At 59.8% G+C, this 16,383-nt stretch carries 10 protein-coding genes and 1 pseudogene; 6 read left to right on the top strand and 5 right to left on the bottom strand.

Translation table 11 applies throughout. The annotated features are described in order from the left end of the window. Positions 1-6: 6 nt before the first annotated feature. From ACNAOV_RS08240 to ACNAOV_RS08220, 5 genes are all read right to left on the bottom strand, one after another. Positions 7-1,266, bottom strand: a complete 1,260-nt coding sequence (locus tag ACNAOV_RS08240) for a glycoside hydrolase 5 family protein (RefSeq protein ID WP_416517307.1) — start codon at positions 1,264-1,266, stop codon at positions 7-9. A gap of 6 nt (positions 1,267-1,272) precedes the next feature. Next, a complete protein-coding gene (locus ACNAOV_RS08235; protein ID WP_154312899.1) occupies positions 1,273-2,106 on the bottom strand; it encodes a carbohydrate ABC transporter permease in 834 nt (277 codons plus the stop codon). Continuing rightward, positions 2,106-2,972 (bottom strand): carbohydrate ABC transporter permease, encoded by an 867-nt coding sequence (locus ACNAOV_RS08230; RefSeq protein WP_416518190.1) that lies wholly within the window; start codon positions 2,970-2,972, stop codon positions 2,106-2,108. Before ACNAOV_RS08230 ends, ACNAOV_RS08235 begins: the two co-directional genes overlap by 1 nt. A gap of 101 nt (positions 2,973-3,073) precedes the next feature. Next, the gene (locus tag ACNAOV_RS08225; RefSeq protein WP_416517306.1) at positions 3,074-4,351 is read right to left on the bottom strand and encodes an ABC transporter substrate-binding protein; all 1,278 of its coding nucleotides are present in this window, start codon (positions 4,349-4,351) and stop codon (positions 3,074-3,076) included. A 48-nt stretch (positions 4,352-4,399) separates the two neighbouring features. Next, positions 4,400-7,522, bottom strand: a complete 3,123-nt coding sequence (locus ACNAOV_RS08220; RefSeq protein WP_416517305.1) for an alpha-mannosidase — start codon at positions 7,520-7,522, stop codon at positions 4,400-4,402. A gap of 290 nt (positions 7,523-7,812) precedes the next feature. Between ACNAOV_RS08220 and ACNAOV_RS08215 the strand changes: the two genes are divergently transcribed. The 6 genes and pseudogenes from ACNAOV_RS08215 to ACNAOV_RS08190 all read left to right on the top strand — a co-directional run bounded on the left by ACNAOV_RS08215 (position 7,813) and on the right by ACNAOV_RS08190 (position 16,360). Continuing rightward, positions 7,813-8,832, top strand: a complete 1,020-nt coding sequence (locus ACNAOV_RS08215) for a phosphatase PAP2 family protein (RefSeq protein WP_416517304.1) — start codon at positions 7,813-7,815, stop codon at positions 8,830-8,832. A 147-nt stretch (positions 8,833-8,979) separates the two neighbouring features. Continuing rightward, positions 8,980-11,859 carry a type I DNA topoisomerase gene (gene topA / locus ACNAOV_RS08210; protein WP_416517303.1) on the top strand — a complete coding sequence of 960 codons (2,880 nt, stop codon included), beginning with the start codon at positions 8,980-8,982 and terminating at the stop codon, positions 11,857-11,859. Continuing rightward, positions 11,856-12,509: pseudogene (tmk, locus tag ACNAOV_RS08205) on the top strand (dTMP kinase); the annotation flags it as partial. The gene topA and the pseudogene tmk, both read left to right, overlap by 4 nt. A 323-nt stretch (positions 12,510-12,832) precedes the next feature. After that, on the top strand, positions 12,833-13,993 hold the full coding sequence (locus ACNAOV_RS08200) for a DNA polymerase III subunit delta' (protein WP_416517302.1): 1,161 nt from the start codon (positions 12,833-12,835) through the stop codon (positions 13,991-13,993). A gap of 74 nt (positions 13,994-14,067) precedes the next feature. Continuing rightward, the gene (locus ACNAOV_RS08195) at positions 14,068-14,640 is read left to right on the top strand and encodes a YbhB/YbcL family Raf kinase inhibitor-like protein (RefSeq protein WP_416517301.1); all 573 of its coding nucleotides are present in this window, start codon (positions 14,068-14,070) and stop codon (positions 14,638-14,640) included. A gap of 193 nt (positions 14,641-14,833) precedes the next feature. Then, entirely contained in the window at positions 14,834-16,360 is a 1,527-nt protein-coding gene (locus tag ACNAOV_RS08190; RefSeq protein WP_416517300.1) for a C69 family dipeptidase, read from the top strand. Positions 16,361-16,383: the final 23 nt, after the last annotated feature.

The following is a 16,383-nucleotide window of genomic DNA, read 5'->3' as shown; positions in this document are numbered from 1 at the left end:
CCGCTGCTAGAGCGATTCGGCCGGGACCAGCCTGGCAATCCTGCGTTCTGCCAGGTATGCAGTATCGTTCGCGCGATCCTGGTTAGTGAAGAGGGGGGATTCGCCCGAGTCTGCGTCATTCATCCAGGCTTCGAAAATACGCCCGCCAGGTGCACAAGCACTTCGGATTTGCGACATTCCCTCTGGGTCCGAGGGAAGGACGATGGCGACGCGATCCCGATTTGCGTCGCCATCGTCCTGCCGGTCATTCGGGAGGCTGTGGATCTCCTCGGCCAGACTGGCGAAGAGTCGTCCGAGCTCCTTGACCTGTCCTTCCTGATCAATCAGCCCCAGGTCATACTCCAGATCCGGGAAGTCGGCCAGGCCACGGTTCACGTCGTGGGAGCACCACCAGGTGATGCCGAACAGATCCTCGGCCTGCGCCATCCTTCTGACGGATTCCTGCATGAAGGTTGGTGCCTGGGCGGCGGTCATGACGTTGAGCGGGGCACCGATCTCCTGGGCCCAAACTTGCCGATGGGCTTGATCCTCGTAGGCTTTGGCCAGTTCAATCAGGTAGCGGCCGTGGTTCAGACACTCCGGGCTGACGGGCCCGTATTTGCTGGCGACGCCGTTGAATACCCAGGCATGGACCGTAGACAGGCTGCCGATATGCCCCTGTTGAACCGGGTTGAAAGCATGGCCGGGCAGGTACCAGACCGCATCGTCTTCGCTATGGACCAGAATGCGATGGTCCTGCTCAGCGCGGGCAGCCAAAGGGCTGATCAAGGCGTCAATCCAGGCTTCAATCTGCTCGCTGGTCGCCGTCATGCCTAGCGGGTGGGCTGTTCCAAGAAACTGGTTGCACTCGTTGCCCACTGTCAGCCCCCGGAACCCGTCCAGGTCTTCGAGGCTCCGATAGACCTGGAAGATCAGGTCGGCTTCGGCCTGGACGGTCGGTTCGTCAGTGAATATGTTCCTGGCATGCCATGTGGTTACCCAAGAAGGCAGGAAGTCGAAGCTTGACAGGTGCCCCTGGATTACGTCCACGAAGGAGTCAAGACCTCGTTGCCCGGCCATGTCGACCATTTGATGCAGGTCGTCCAACCCTTGACGATTGATCAAGGTTCGGTTGGGTTGAAGGATTGGCCAGAGGGGGAAGACCCTGATGTGGTCTGCCCCCAGAGAGGCAATCTGGTCCAGGTCTCGGCCGATTGCCTGCCAGTCAGGGTTCAGCCAGGTATGGAACCATCCGTGTGAGGGTGTGTAGTTGACGCCGAATCTCATCCCTGCTTACTCCTTGACTCCGCCGGTCTCCACGCCGTCGAAGAAGTAGCGTTGGAAGGCCACGAAGAAGATGATGATTGGGATTAGGGCAATAACGGCTCCGGCTGCAATCAACCGCGGGTCGGTGACGAAGGCGCCCTTGAGCTTGTTCAGCCCTATGGTCAGGGTGTACTTGGACTCGTCTCCGATGACCACCAGAGGCCACATGAAGTCGTTCCATGCTCCCACGAAAGAGAAGATGGCGACTACCATCGCCGTGCCTCTGACCTGGGGCAGGCAGATGTGGATGAACCTCTGCCAGACATTGGCGCCGTCCACCTCGGCCGCCTCTTCCAGTTCGTGAGGGATCGAAGCAAATGCCGTCATCATCAGCAGGATGTTCATGGCTCCGCACAGTCCGGGCAGGACGACTCCCAGCAGGGAGTTGTTCAGGTGTAGTCCCCGAATGGTCAGGAACTGCGAGACCAGAACGGTTTCGCCGGGGATCAGCATGCATCCGAAGATGAATCCGGCCACCAGCTTCTTGCCGGGGAACTTGAGCCTGCCCAGGGCATATCCCGCCAGTGTGGCCGTCACCAGATTGCCTACGACGTTGATGATGGTGACGATCAGCGAGTTGAGGGCATAATGCAGAATCGGGATCTGATGAAAGACCCTGATGAAGTTGTCCCAGGTGAAGTCCTTGGGGATGAAATAGGGCGGGATGGCGTAGATGTTGTCTCCGCGTCCTTTGAAGGCCAATGAGACCTGCCAGATGATGGGACCCACCAGAAGGATGAACAAGACGGTGCATGCCAAGTACCGGATAACGGTCCCCGGGGTGATTCTGTTCGCGCGCATCAGTTGTCCGCCTTCCTCTGCACATAGAACTCGATTGAGGTGATGATGCCCAGGATGAAGAACATGATGATGCTCAGGGCGCTGGCATAGCCGGTTCTGGCGGTCAGACCCGTGCCCTCGCGCATGATCAGCATGGACATGGTAACGTCCTTCCCGCCCATTCCTCCGGTGCCACCGGTAAGCATGTAGACCTCATTGAAGACTCGGAAGGCTGCGATGGATGAAAGGAGCAGGATGAGCACCATGGTCATCCTGCAGCCGGGCATGGTCACCGAAATGAACTGGCGAACCGGACCGGCTCCGTCGATGGAGGCAGCTTCGTAAAGGCTGTCGTCGATGTTGGCAAGAGCCGCCAGATAGATGACCATGTAGTATCCCAGGCCTCCCCAAATGGTGACCAGCATGGCGCTGAAGAGGAGCAGCCAACGATCCTGGAGGAAGGGAATGGGTTCTTTGATCCACTTCAGGCCCATGAAGATTGCGTTGACCAGGCCCTTGGCGCTCATCATATTGGTCCAGATCAGTCCTGATATGACCGATCCGGCTACTGCGGGCACGTAGAAGGCCGTCCTGAAGAAGCTCATGATCTTAGTCTTCTTATTGACCAGTACAGCCAGGATAAGAGGCAGTATTACCATGCAGGGAGCCATGCATAGGGCGTAGATTGTTGAGTTCAGCAGGGCTGTGTGAACCTTGGTGTCAGCCAGAACGGCCGAGTACTGGCTAAGTCCCACGAATTTCCCTGTACGCAGGAGCGTCGAATTCGTGAAAGAGAGCCGGATCGTGTTCAGGAACGGATAAATCGTAAAAACCAGGGTAAAGATGATGGGAATGATCAGGAAGAGCCAGGGGGACCAAGGCTTCATGGTCGAAATGGACCTGGAGCCCTTGCCCTTCTCTGGCTGATGCTGATCAGCATCATGGGCGGGGGTCACACGGGCCCCCGCTTTCTGGTTGGCGGCCAGGCTCATTGGGCCAGCCTGTCGTTGGCGTCCTTGACGGCGGTGTCCAGGGCCTGCTTGGCAGAAATCTGCCCGATGACGGCCTGCTGAAGCTGCTCGCCCAGTTCATCCAGGTCGGACTGGATGAACTGTGGAGGATCCATGACCTCGCCGTTCTTGATATTGGCAGCCAGCATGACCAGGGTCTTGGACTCGAGGCTCCCATCATCCTTCCGGAAGTAGGGGTCATCCACGCCCTTGGCTGTGGAGGGGAAGGTTTGGGAGCTCTTGGCGAAGTCCACCTGGTTGGTGTTGTTGGTCACGAAGGCAGCGAACTTGTGGGCGGCGTCCTTGTGCTTGGACTGTGAACTCACAGCCAGAACCTCCGCATTGAGGCTTTGATGCCCGCGTGTGATGGCTGGAGCCACGGCAAGATTCTTATAGATTTCGGGCGCATTCTGCTTGAAGTCCTTCAGGTCGTACATGAAACCGCTGCGGGTGGCTACAGATCCTTGCTTGAACAAGTCAGTGGTTTGCGATCCCGACGCGGCGACGGCCTCCTTGCTCATCATGCCGTCCTTGTACATATCGACGTAGTGCTGAACCAGCTCCACGCCCTTGGGCGAGTTGAAAGTGAACTTGGTCTGGTCCTTGTTCATGATTTCAGCGCCGTACTCGCCGAAGGTGCCGATGGTGGGCAGAGCTGCGGACCACTGGTACTTGCCCTTGCAGGTCGCGGCCATCTGATGGGAGGCCTCGAAGTAGGATTCCCAGGAGTCCGGAAGCTTGGCTGTGTCCATGCCGCATTCGGTCAGGATCTTCTTGTTGTAGAAAGTCGGACCAAGCGTCAGGTACCAGGGGTATGCATAGGCTCCGTCGTCGCCGAAGCCCTTGAAGGTCACACTCTTCCAAGTCCCCTTGGTGTACTCCTTTTCGATGTCCGGATTGGCTTTGGAGACATTGTCGATGGCTCCGGACTTGGCCAGGATGTATGCATCCTTGGGCATCATGTCCATTACGTCAGGCAGCTGGTTAGCAGCGGCATCGGTCGAGAGTTTGTTGGCGTATCCGTCGCCGGGTTGATCGATCCACTTGACCTTGATGCCGGGGTTTTGCTTTTCGAACTTGGCAATGAGCCCGTTGAAGTAGTCCTTGTAGACGCTTTCAAGGTTTTTGGTCTGGAAGCTGATCGTGCTGTTTTCCTTGTCGGCGCTCTTGTCTGACGATCCGCAGGATGCCAGTCCTGTCATCATGGCAAGAGCCCCGCAGGCTGCTATGAGTTTCGTGATTCTGGTCGCATTCATGATTGCGTTTCCTTTCCTAACTATCGGTATATGAGGTGAGGTACTTGGTCAGCGGGTCACTCGCAGGGTGGCGAGCTGGAAGGGGGAGAAGACGAGTTCGGCTGAACTGATTGCTGAACCGTTAGGGCAGGTGAGGGCTTTATGTTCGTCAGCGGGCAGGTTATCACCCTCAAGAGTGTCCGTTTCGCGCACGACGGCCCCGGCGAAGGTCGAGGAGGGTTTCAAACGGACCTTGGCGGTGGATCCAGCCGCCTCGTAGAGGCGTAGGATCAGGTCTCCGCTCCCGTCGTCAGCCAGTTTGATCCAATCGATGACCACGGTTCCTTCCAGGGTGTCCAGGGTCACCGGCGGCTCGATTCCGGGCACGTCGTTCAGGATCGGCGCGTTGACCCGATTGGCCTCGTCCAGGGTGTCGGCCAGGTTGTTACCGGCCGAGACGGTCCAGTGGAAGTCGTGAATGCCTGTATCCGTGTCCGGGTCGGGGAAAATCGGCGATTCCAGAAGAGACAGCCTGACCATGGTGCCGGATGGTTCGTTCGAATCATTCCGAAGCGGGTAGGCATCGGCCCCGTAGGTGCTGGCGTTGACCACCGACACGGCTTGGCGCGAATCCGCGATTCGGACGAATCGATGTGTGCAGCTTTCGAACTTGGCCTCGTCTCCAGGCGTGTTCTTGGTCACAGGCCGATTCACATACCCATACTGGCATTCGAACTGGCCCTGGTCTGCGATGATTGAGACCGGCATGCGGACCTTCAGGAAGCGCTCCTTCTCGCGCCAGTCGATCCGAGCTGAGAAGTCCAGGGAGCTTGACCCGGGAGACAGGCTGATCATGGTGCGGAAGCTGCTGGTTCCGTATCCGGCCTCTACAGTGACTTCGGCCGAACCGTTCTGATTGACTTTCGCTTGGACGATTCTGGAGTCGGTCACGGTCTTCCCGGTCAGGAGCGCATCGCGCTCGATATCCCAGGCATCCCACATGGAGGGTTGATCGATGAAGAGCTCATAGACGCCCATGGCCTCGCCCTCGGCGACCATTTCTAGGTTTCGGGCTGTATCCACGCAGGAGGTGACTGCCCCGGCGGCATTCAGCCGAACCCGCAGGAACCCATTGTCTAGCAAGCAGCCTTCTTCGGTCTGGGTGAGGTTGACTGCCCGACCTTGACGGATTGGGGACTGTGGGATCCAGGAGCCGCCTGTCTGCGCAAAGGGAAGCAATTGCGCCTGAGGCAGGATCGGAAGGTCGGGATGGTTTGCCGTCAGAGCGTCGCAGGCCGATTGGATCAGGGTTTCAAGCTTGGCTAGGTCTCGCTTGTAGGCCTCCCGGGCCTGGCGATGCACCCAGGCGATGGCTGATCCGGGCAGAATGTCATGGAACTGGTTGAGCAGGAGGGTCTTCCAGATCCGGTCGAGGTCCTGGCGGGGATAGACGTATGACCCTCCGTCCAGCGCCGCCATGGCGCATAGATACTCGGCCATGCGCAGAAGGGACTCCTCCTGGCGGCATTCCCGCTTCATGTCCTGTTGAGAGGTCAACGTTGCCCGGTGGAGTTCCAGATAGAGCTCGCCCTTCCAGACCGGCATCTCCGCTCTGGCGGTTGCCGGCATTTTCCGGCCAAGAGACTCGAAGAACTCATCCGGAGTGCCGATGGTCACCGGCGGCACCCCTTGCAGATCAGCGAATCTGTGGACCCGGCCCAGCATCTGCCTTGTAGGACCCCCGCCGCCATCGCCGTAGCCGTACAGAATCATGGCCTGGTCCGAAAGGTCCTTGTCCTTGAAATTGTGCTCTGAGTACTGCAGTTCCTTGGCACTGACCTGGGCCCCATAGGTGTCGGAGGGCGGGAAATGGGTGAGGATCTGCGACCCATCGATTCCTTGCCAGAGGAAGGAGTGATGGGGGAAGCGGGTGGTGTCTGACCAGGCGATCTTCTGCGTAAGGAACCACTGGTAGCCGCTGCGCCGGGCGATTTGCGGGAAAGCGCCGGTGTAGCCGAAGCTGTCAGGCAGCCAGATTCCCTTGGGGCTAAGTCCGAACCTGTCCCGGAAGTACCGTTGTCCGTAGGATATTTGTCGGATTAGGGATTCACCGCTGGGCAGCATACCGTCGGATTCAACCCACATTCCTCCCACGGGAATGAACCTGCCCTCGGCTACTCGTGCCTTGACCCTGGCGAACAGATCCGGGTAGCCTTCCTCAAGCCAGGCATATTGCTGGGCGGAGCTCATGGCGTAGGTGAATTCCGGATCCTCGTCCATCAAAGCCAAGACATTTGAGACGGTTCTTGCCACCTTGCGGCGGGTTTCCCTGACGGGCCAGAGCCAGGCGGAGTCTATATGGGCGTGGCCTATGGCTGTGTGCCTGAGCCCAACTTTTTCGGCAGGAGTCGACAGCACCTTGGCCAGGGCTTGACGGGCTGGGCCTACGGTCTGGGCTCTGTTCTGGTCGTCATAGAGGTTCATGGATGCCTGGAGGGATTTGGCCAGCGTCCAGTACCAAAGAGAGTCCTTATCCTGGATGCCGATGAGTTGGCTGACTGCATCCAAGTCGGCCCTGTAGGCATCCAGCTGTCGGTCATGCAGGCAGACATCTGCTTTTCGGAAGGTATAGGGCTGATCGGGCCTGCCTGTAGGCCCAGCGCCGAGTTCAGTCCTGGCGAAGGACGGTACTCCCAAAATGACAGGGTTGCAGGCTGCTTCCAGGTAGAGGGTGAAGGAGCCATCGGCAGCAATGGCTGAATCGACTCCGGCTGGGCCTATCAGAGGTACCCAGGTGTTCAGCGGATGGACGGCCTTGATGACCGTCCCGTCAGGTCGAAAGACCATCCCTTCTATGTGCCCGCCTACGAAATCGGGATGCCAGCCCAAATCGATGTTCAATTCAATGGGCCGGTCGGGCACAGGGTTAAGCATGTCGACGGGTATCTTTCCCTTCAGCTCAAACCAGGTGGTTCCCCAGGTGGTTCCCCAGGTGGTTCCGAGCCTAAATGGTTGGAATTCCGCTCTTCCGCTGCGTGCGTCCTCCAGAAAGAGCGCCGGCGGTACAGGTTCTCCGGGATTTTCGTGGCTGCGGACCTGGCATGTTGACAGGGCCGTGTCCACATAAGGGCTGACGCGTTGACGAATTACGCGTTCGCACTTGGTAAGTTCTCGCTCCACGTTGAGATACATGACGCTCCTTAGAGTCTGCTGGAATACGCCAACACCGCGCTGACCGCCCCCGGCTCCGATGCTGGCGAATAACTGCCATGCCAATATCTTTTTGTTAACATTATACACAAATTGGGACGAGTTGAAGATTTCTCTTAGACAGCGGAATCAAGGAGACGGTTGATTGGCAGGGTTGGTTTCCTTGTATATTGCCATTTTGCCCGCTGAAATATCATAAAGATGGTGAATTGAACACGTTAGTCGGACGGGGTGTCGGCTGTCGACCCAGGGGTTGGATAGAGTCTTGAGGTATGACCAACAAGCGCGAGCAGGGCGAAGCACAACAGACCTGGTACCGGAGCCCGAATGAGCAAACCGAAGAGGATGGCAGTCATGTTGACCGGGATCCCTTGACTTCTCGCCCACGGATTTCAGCCCTGGTCCTGTGCCTGGTCTCCGGCCTGGTCTGCCTGGGTCTGGCGGCCTTGGTCTGGTGGGCGGCCGTCTGGACTGTTCCCGGGCAGACCTACGACGACATGGCCCTAGCGAACTTCCGAGGTTTTCTTGACCAGGCGCCCCTGGTCAAGTCTTATCTGGGGCTGTTTACCATTCCTTATGTGACCGTGGCGATTTGTGTGGTGCTGGGTCTTGCAGCCCTGGCGGTGGTACTGGCCCGGCGCCGGCGGTGGCTGCTCGGTCAGGTTGCAGTTTATGCTCTGGTGGTCTACGGGGCGGCACGCATTCTCAAACGCTTCCTGCCACGCCCTGTGTTGATCCATGCTCAGGCTTCTGCAGCCAACTCAGCTCCCTCGGGACACACCATCCTGGCTCTGGCGGTGGTACTGGCCCTGCTCTGTGTGGTGCCGCGCATTTGGAGGGCCCCGGTCGCCTTGGTGGGGTTCGCCTTTGATTTGTCCGTGGGCTGTTCGCTGGTACAGGGCGGCTGGCACCGCCCCTCAGACGTGGTCATGGGCATTCTTATTCCGGCTGGTCTCTGCCTTATTGCTCTGGCCGCCACCCGTGGCACCGGGATGGATGTTCCTGGGACCAGAATGTCCTCAGCTTCGATTCAGATTGTCTCCACTCTGATGCTGGTAGCAGGGTTCCTGGGGATTCTCTATGCCTGCTATGTCATCTGGCAGGTCAGCCCCGGTCTGGAGATCGGCGCCCGGTGGACGGCCTACGGGGTTCACTGTTCGGCTGTCATAATGATGGCTTCGGTTCTGTCGCTGACCTTGGGACTGGTTCTGGCGATGAGACAGATCACAGCTTCGCCTCTGACCAGGATGGGCCTTGTCGGTCGGCCTCCGGCTCCGCCCCAAAATGACTGAGATTGTTTTTTGGCGTACTGAACACACCTGATTCATCCACCATCAAACTCGGGGATCCACACCCGTGCACATGGCCCCTTGATTTGCACGGTGACGGAACCTCGTGAGTAAGATGGCGTGCGAAAGACCACAATATAAGGAGAGGCCATGGCATCCGGCAATAAGCTCGTCATTGTTGAGTCGCCAACCAAGGCAAAGAAGATCGGCGGGTACCTGGGCAAGGGCTATACGGTCATGGCTTCGGTGGGCCATATCCGTGACCTGGCTCAACCGTCGCAGATCCCGGCCTCCCAGAAGAAGGCCTACGGCAAGTTCGGCGTAGACGTGAACGATGGCTTCAAGCCCTACTACATTGTGGACGACAAGAAGAAGCACACGGTGTCCGAGCTTAAAAAGGCGCTGAAGAACGCCGACGAGCTCTACCTGGCCACTGATGAGGATCGTGAGGGGGAGGCCATCGCCTGGCATCTGGTCCAGACCCTTAAACCCAAGGTGCCGGTAAAGCGCATGGTCTTCCATGAAATCACCCCAGAGGCCATCAAGAATTCGCTCAAGCACACCAGGGACGTGGATGCCCACATGGTCGATGCCCAGGAGACCCGCAGGGTCTTGGACCGTCTCTATGGCTACGAGCTTTCACCGGTACTCTGGCGCAAGGTGGGTCCGGGGCTGAGCGCCGGGCGTGTCCAGTCTGTGGCGACCCGGCTGATTGTGGAGCGCGAGCGTGAGCGCATGGCCTTCGTCAAGGCCTCCTACTGGGATCTGCTGGCGCATCTAGTGCAGGAGGATACCGGGGAATCGGCGTCGTCTGGCGGTTTTCAGGCGCGGATGATCAGCCTGGGGGAGCAGCGGCTGGCGGGTTCCAAGGACTTCACCTCCAAGGGTCAGCTGACGGAAGCGGCCGCCAAGGAGCAGGTCCTGCAGCTGGATGAGAAGCAGGCCCGGAAACTGGCTGAGACGCTGAAGGATAGGGACTTCACGGTGACGGGTATGGAGACCAAGCCATATCGGCGGCGCCCCCAGCCCCCCTTCACCACGTCTACCCTTCAGCAGACGGCGGGCAACCGGCTGGGCATGAGTTCGCGGGCCACCATGCGCGCTGCCCAGGGGCTCTATGAGAACGGGTTCATCACCTACATGCGTACCGATTCGGTCACCCTCTCTCAGGAGGCCATTGCCGCTGCCCGCAAGGGGGTCGAGCGTGAGTACGGGGCCGAGTACCTTTCGGCGGAGTCCAAGCAGTATGTGACCAAGACGGCCGGTGCCCAGGAGGCCCACGAGTGCATCCGGCCCGCCGGTTCCACCTTCCACAGGCCCCAGGATCTGGCCGACCGTCTGGCCCCTGACCAGCTCAAGCTCTACACCCTGATCTGGCGTCGCACCCTGGCTTCGCAGATGGCCGACGCCACCGGGTCCACAGCCACCATCCGTCTGTCGGCGCAGGCGGGCAAGGAAGGTACGGCCCTCTTCCAGGCTTCAGGCACTGTCATCAAGTTCCCTGGATTCCTCAAGGCCATGGGCGCAGGCTCTGAGCAGACTGATGAGGGTTCTTCCTTGCCCCCGGTCCAGCAAGGGGACGTGCTTCGTGCTGTCTCCGTCGATCCCGAGGGTCATGAGACCCAGCCGCCGGCCCGTTACACCGAGGCATCTCTGGTCAAGACCCTGGAGGCCAAGGAGATCGGCAGGCCTTCCACCTATGCCAGCATCATTTCGACCATCATCGATCGCGGATACGTCTACGAGCGCGGCCGTGCCCTGATCCCCTCCTGGCTGGCATTTTCGGTAGTCAGATTGCTGGAGACCAATTTCCCCAAGTATGTGGACTATCAATTCACGGCGCAAATGGAGAACGGCCTGGATATGATTGCCCATGGCAAGGAGCGAGGCAAGGACTGGCTGACACAGTTCTACTTCGGCTCGGGCCCGGGTGCCGCTCAAAACGCTGACCAGGCTCATCAGGGCCTGCAGGAGCAGGTGGCCCAGCTGGGAGACATCGACGCCCGTAAGATCAACACCATCGAGATAGGCGATGGTCTGCAGGTGAGGGTCGGCCGCTATGGCCCCTATCTTGAGGATACGGCTGACCTGGATGCCGACGGCAATCCCAAGCGGGCCTCCTTGCCGCCTACCATGGCTCCGGACGAGCTGACCGTGGCGGCGGGCCATGAACTGATTGCCGCCAACGCCGGCGGCCCCCGTCAGCTGGGCAAGGATCCGCAGACCGGCGGTCGGGTCGAGGTGCGCAAGGGCAGATTCGGGCCCTATGTGGCCCTGATCAGCCCCGCGGAAGAAGCTGCCGAGCAGAAAAAGCCGACTGGCAAGTCTGCGCGGACAACCAAACAAACTACTGGTCCTAAGCCCAAGATGGCATCGCTCTTCAAGACCATGGATCCAGACACGGTCACCCTGGAGGATGCTCTGAAGCTGCTCAGCCTGCCTAGGACGGTGGGCAGCATCGAACTGACTGATGCCAAGACGGGAGAAACCAGCCAGGCTACCGTCACAGCCAGCAACGGCCGCTATGGTCCCTATCTGACGGCCACCAAGTCCGACGGCGGCACCGAGACGCGTTCGTTGACCGACGAGGGACAGATTTTTACTATTGACCAGGCCGGGGCCAAGGCCCTCTTTGACCAGCCCAAGTACGGGCGGCGTTCCCGGAGCGCCGCCAAGCCTCCTCTTCGTGAGCTGGGGACGGACCCTGACAGCGGTAAACCCGTCACCATCAAGGACGGGTTCTATGGTGTCTACATCACCGACGGGCAGACCAACAGGACCCTGCCCAAGCAGTACACGGCCCAGTCCATCGAGCCGGAGGTGGCCTTCCGTCTGCTGGCAGAGAAGCGCGCTGCCGGGCCCGCCAAGCGGCGCGGCCGGACCACTCGCAAGTCGACCGCACGAAAGTCGGCAACACGGAAGTCGACGTCCAGCAAATCTACAGCAGCCAAGTCGGCCACTCGCGCCCGCAAAACCACAAAGAAGACTAAAACTACCAAGACTTCCAAGACTACGGAGCATCAGGCATGAGCGATGGTTTGTTCATTTCCTTCGAGGGCGTGGATGGTGCAGGCAAAACCACCCAGGTCCAACAAGCACACAACTATCTGCAGGAGCGTGGCCTGCGATCCCTGGTCACCCGCGAGCCAGGCGGCACCCCTGTCGGATTGACCATCCGAGAACTCGTCCTTCATGGCTTGGCCGCCTTTCCCTCGGTCGCCGTGACCGGAGGTACCGATGTGGTTGATGCCTCTGATGATCTGGCTCCCAGGACCGAAGCTCTGCTCTATGCGGCGGATCGGGCTGAGCATGTGGCCCAGGTAGTTCGTCCGGCTCTGGATCGTGGAGATATTGTGCTCTGCGACCGTTACCTGGATTCCTCAGTGGCCTATCAGGCCGGAGGTCGTGATCTGTCAGTGGATGTGATTCGTCGGCTGAGCCTATGGGCGAGTCAGGGCCTTCTGCCCAGGCGCACCTATCTGCTGGACGCGGATCCGTCTCAGTCCAAGTTGCGTCTTGATCATGAGCCCGATCGGCTGGAGTCGGCTGGCGATGACTTCCAGCAGCATGTGCGTCAGGCATTTCTGCAGCTGGCTCAGAGGGAGCCCGACCGGTTCCTGGTTATCGACGCCACCCAATCCATCGACCGGGTCTGGCAGATCATCCAGGACGATTTGGACAAGTTGGTCGAAGGACGCGAGCCAGATCTGCCTCAGGTCGACGATGAACTCCCGGATGTCGATGATGACACTGACGACGCTGATGCCCAGGATGATGCCGACGAAGATGAATCGACGGCAGGATATGAGGACGATGCGCAAGGTGCCGAGCCGGACTGGACCGAGGCTGCGGATACCTCCGATCAGGCACCGGAGGCTGAAGTTGACCAGGACGACCAGTCCATGGAGGCAGGGGCAGTCGGCGGTGATGCAGATGATGATTCGGTTCCTGTAGGTTCCCGCGCTCGCTGGCTGCTCCGGTCCCGGCTCCTGCGGAAGAGCCGATGAGCGTCTGGGATGCCATTGTGGGCCAGCAGCCCACGGTCGAGCTACTCAAGCGGACGGTGGCCGCTCAGGCGCAGGGCCATGACCAGGTGGCACAGTCCTGGCTGATCTGTGGCCCTCCTGGTTCAGGTCGCTCCAATCTGTCCCGGGCTTTCGCGGCAGCCCTGATCAGTCCGGATCAGGGATTGAGCGACCAGCCTACCCGCGTCACTCAGCAGGTTCTGGCCGGAACCCATCCGGATGTGACCATACTGTCCACCAATAAGGTCACCATCGGCATCAACGAGGTCAGGGAGCTGATCATGACCTCCGAGCAGATGCCCTCAACCTCGCGTTGGCGGGTCATCATCATTGAAGATGTGGACCGGATGCTGGAGCGGACCACCAATGTGCTCCTCAAAGAGATCGAGGAGCCGGCCGAGCATACCATCTGGCTTCTGTGCGCACCCAGCGCTCAGGACGTGTTGCCCACCATCCGTTCAAGAACCAGGGTGCTCAACCTGGCGGTGCCATCCAACACTGCAGTGGCCGATTTCCTGACTAATCAGGTGGGGGTGGACCCGCCCCTGGCCGCCAAGGCTGCCCGTCTGGCCCAGGGGCACATCGGCATCGCCCGTCTCTATGCCACCAGGGATCAGGTTCTGGCCGACCGTGATGAGCTGGTCGTGGGCTTATTGGGCCTTAGACGTGCTTCAGATGCCGTGATTCTGGCCGGCCGGGTGGTGGACGCGGCCCGGGATCAGGCCACCGCCACCGTGGACGATGAGGTGGCAAGGGACGAGCGGGAGTTTCGGCAGATCAACGGGCTTAGGGACAAGGAACGTATTCCCCGGCAGCTTCGTGGGGCCTATCATGCCTTGGGGGGCAAGGACCAGGTCCGCCGTCGGGTCACCCGACTGACCCGGGATGTGCTGGACCGCAACCTGAGCACTCTGTCCAGCGTTTACCGGGATGTGGGCGTCCTGCAGAACGGCGCCGAGGAGAAGGCCGGCTTGGTCAATTTGGAGAATCGGGCGGCAATTGCCGATCTGTCTGTCAGACTCTCCAGGCAGGGGGCCATTGACCGCATTCAGATGATCGCCCGGGCTCGCAAGAGGCTGGCTGCCAACGGTTCCCCGCTCTTGGTCTTCGAGGCCCTCTTCTGCAACCTGCTGGTCTGAGTATGACACAATTGCCGCAATTGTCGGCCAAGGACGAACTTGACCTCGTCAGGTGGGCGGGCGAGAATCGAATCATGATGATTATCACTGATTTCGGCACTATTCCCGATCGGTACGCCAAGCGCGCCCCTCAGTCCCTCACGCGCAAGGGACGTCCTGTAGTCTCCTTCCCCTTCCGGCTCGAGGATGTGCCTCGGGAGGCCCGCTACCTGCACTGGATGCTGGTGGATCCTGACTCCGTGCCCGTGTGTGGCTTCCCCTGGATTCACTGGTCCTTGGCCAATCTGCCCTTCGAGGATTTGCTTAACTTGCAGCCTGAGGGAGCCGGAAGCACTGTGCTGGCCATTCCCGAGGACTTCTCCAGAAACCTGCCCAATCTAATTCCTGGTGTGCCTCAGGGCCGGACTTCGGCCGCCTCGCCGCTGGTCATGGAGGAGGAGATCGCCGACGATCCCGCCGTGCTCATGCGCTACAACGGCCCCACCCCTCCTGACCAGGCCCATGACTATGTGCTCTCGGTCTGGGCCACGCAGGAGGCTCTTCCTGATCTGGAAGAGGGATTCTGGCTGAACGCCCTGGCCCATGCCATCCATTCCGCCCAGCCGGTGGCCGCGGCAGCCCGGGCCTGGCTGCCTGCCGATGCATGAGGATTTGATTTAGCACACATCTGCTGATATTGGGGCTGATATTGGGGTTGTCTGGCACTAGAGTGAGGCCATGCCCCAAGTGCGCAGATGGACGTCATCCCTGTCTACACACGCAGTCGGTTGGATAAGCATCCTCCGACCTCCGGGCTGGTGATGACAGTTGACCGCGACCAGATAAAAGGAAGACGCTTACATGCCCTGCACCACGCTTCTGATAGGCAAGAACGCCAGTTACGACGGGTCCACCATCATCGCTCGGAATGAGGATTCAGCCAACGGAGAGTTCCGTCCCAAGCGTTTCGTTCTGGTCACTCCCGACCAGCAACCCCAGCACTACCGCAGCGTGATCAGCCACCTGGAGATGGATCTGCCCAAGGATCCTATGCGTTACACTTCGGTGCCCAACGCCGTGCTCGATCAGGGGCTCTGGGCTGAAGCGGGCGTTAACAGCGACAACGTGGCCATGTCAGCCACCGAGACCATAACTACCAACGAGCGTGTTCTGGGTGCCGATCCGCTGGTGGAGTTCACCCCTGCACAGGGCCGTCCCGGCGATGAGGACTACCTGGCCGAGGTGCCCGGAGGTATCGGCGAGGAGGATCTGGTCACCATCGTCCTGCCTTATATCCACTCGGCACGGGAGGGTGTTCAGCGGTTGGGCTCTCTGTTGGAGCGCTATGGCACCTATGAGATGAACGGCATCGCTTTCAGCGACGTGGATGAGATCTGGTGGATGGAGACCGTGGGCGGCCACCATTGGATAGCCAAGCGGGTGCCCGATGACTCCTATGTGACTATGCCCAACCAGCTGGGCATCGACGAGTTCGATCTGGACGACGCTTTCGGGGACCAAACCGACCACCTCTGCTCGGCCGACCTGCGGGAGTTCATTGCCGACAACCACCTGAACCTGGCTGTGGAGTCGGCCTCGCCCTTCAACCCCCGTGATGCCTTTGGCTCCCATAGCGATTCAGACCATGTATACAACACGCCTCGCGCCTGGTACATGCAGCGTTTCCTCAATCCCTATGACGAGATCTGGGACGGGCCGGACGCTGACCATGCCCCCACCAGCGACAACATCCCCTGGTGCCGCCAGCCCGAGCGTCTGATTACCGTGGAGGATGTCAAATACTTGCTCAGCTCCCACTATCAGGGCACGCCCTACGATCCTTATGGGCGGACCGGCGATGAGCACACCAAGGGGCTCTATCGGCCCATCGGCATCAACCGCAATGACCAGCTGGCCCTGATTCAGCTGCGCCCCTACCGGCCTGAATCCTGCCGGGCCATCCAGTGGATGTCCTACGGGTCCAACGCTTTCAATGCCCTGGTTCCCTTCTATGTCAATGTGGAAAGAACGCCTGATTATCTCGCCAACGCTACGGATCGTGTCTCCACCGACAGCCTCTATTGGTCCGATCGGCTGATCGCCGCACTGTGCGACTCGGCCTTCGCCGGCACTTTAGCTGCAGTCGAACGCTACCAGCAGAGCGTCGGAGGCGAGGGCCATCGTCTGATTGCTGCTGCAGACGAACAGGTGGCCAGGCTGGAGGGCGCCGATAAGGGTACGGACAACCCCGAGGTCCGTCAGGTTCTGGAAGCTGCAAACCAGGACATGGCCGACCGTCTGCGCAAGGAGACCGATGATCTGCTGGGCCAGGTGCTTTATACGGTCAGCATGGGCATGCGCAACGGATACCACCTGTCCGACAACTGAGTCATCCGATCGACAAGGATCAT

The organism is Bifidobacterium asteroides, assembly GCF_048001765.1.
Taxonomy (GTDB): domain Bacteria; phylum Actinomycetota; class Actinomycetes; order Actinomycetales; family Bifidobacteriaceae; genus Bombiscardovia; species Bombiscardovia asteroides_K.
This window is presented reverse-complemented; position numbering and strand designations above follow the sequence as displayed.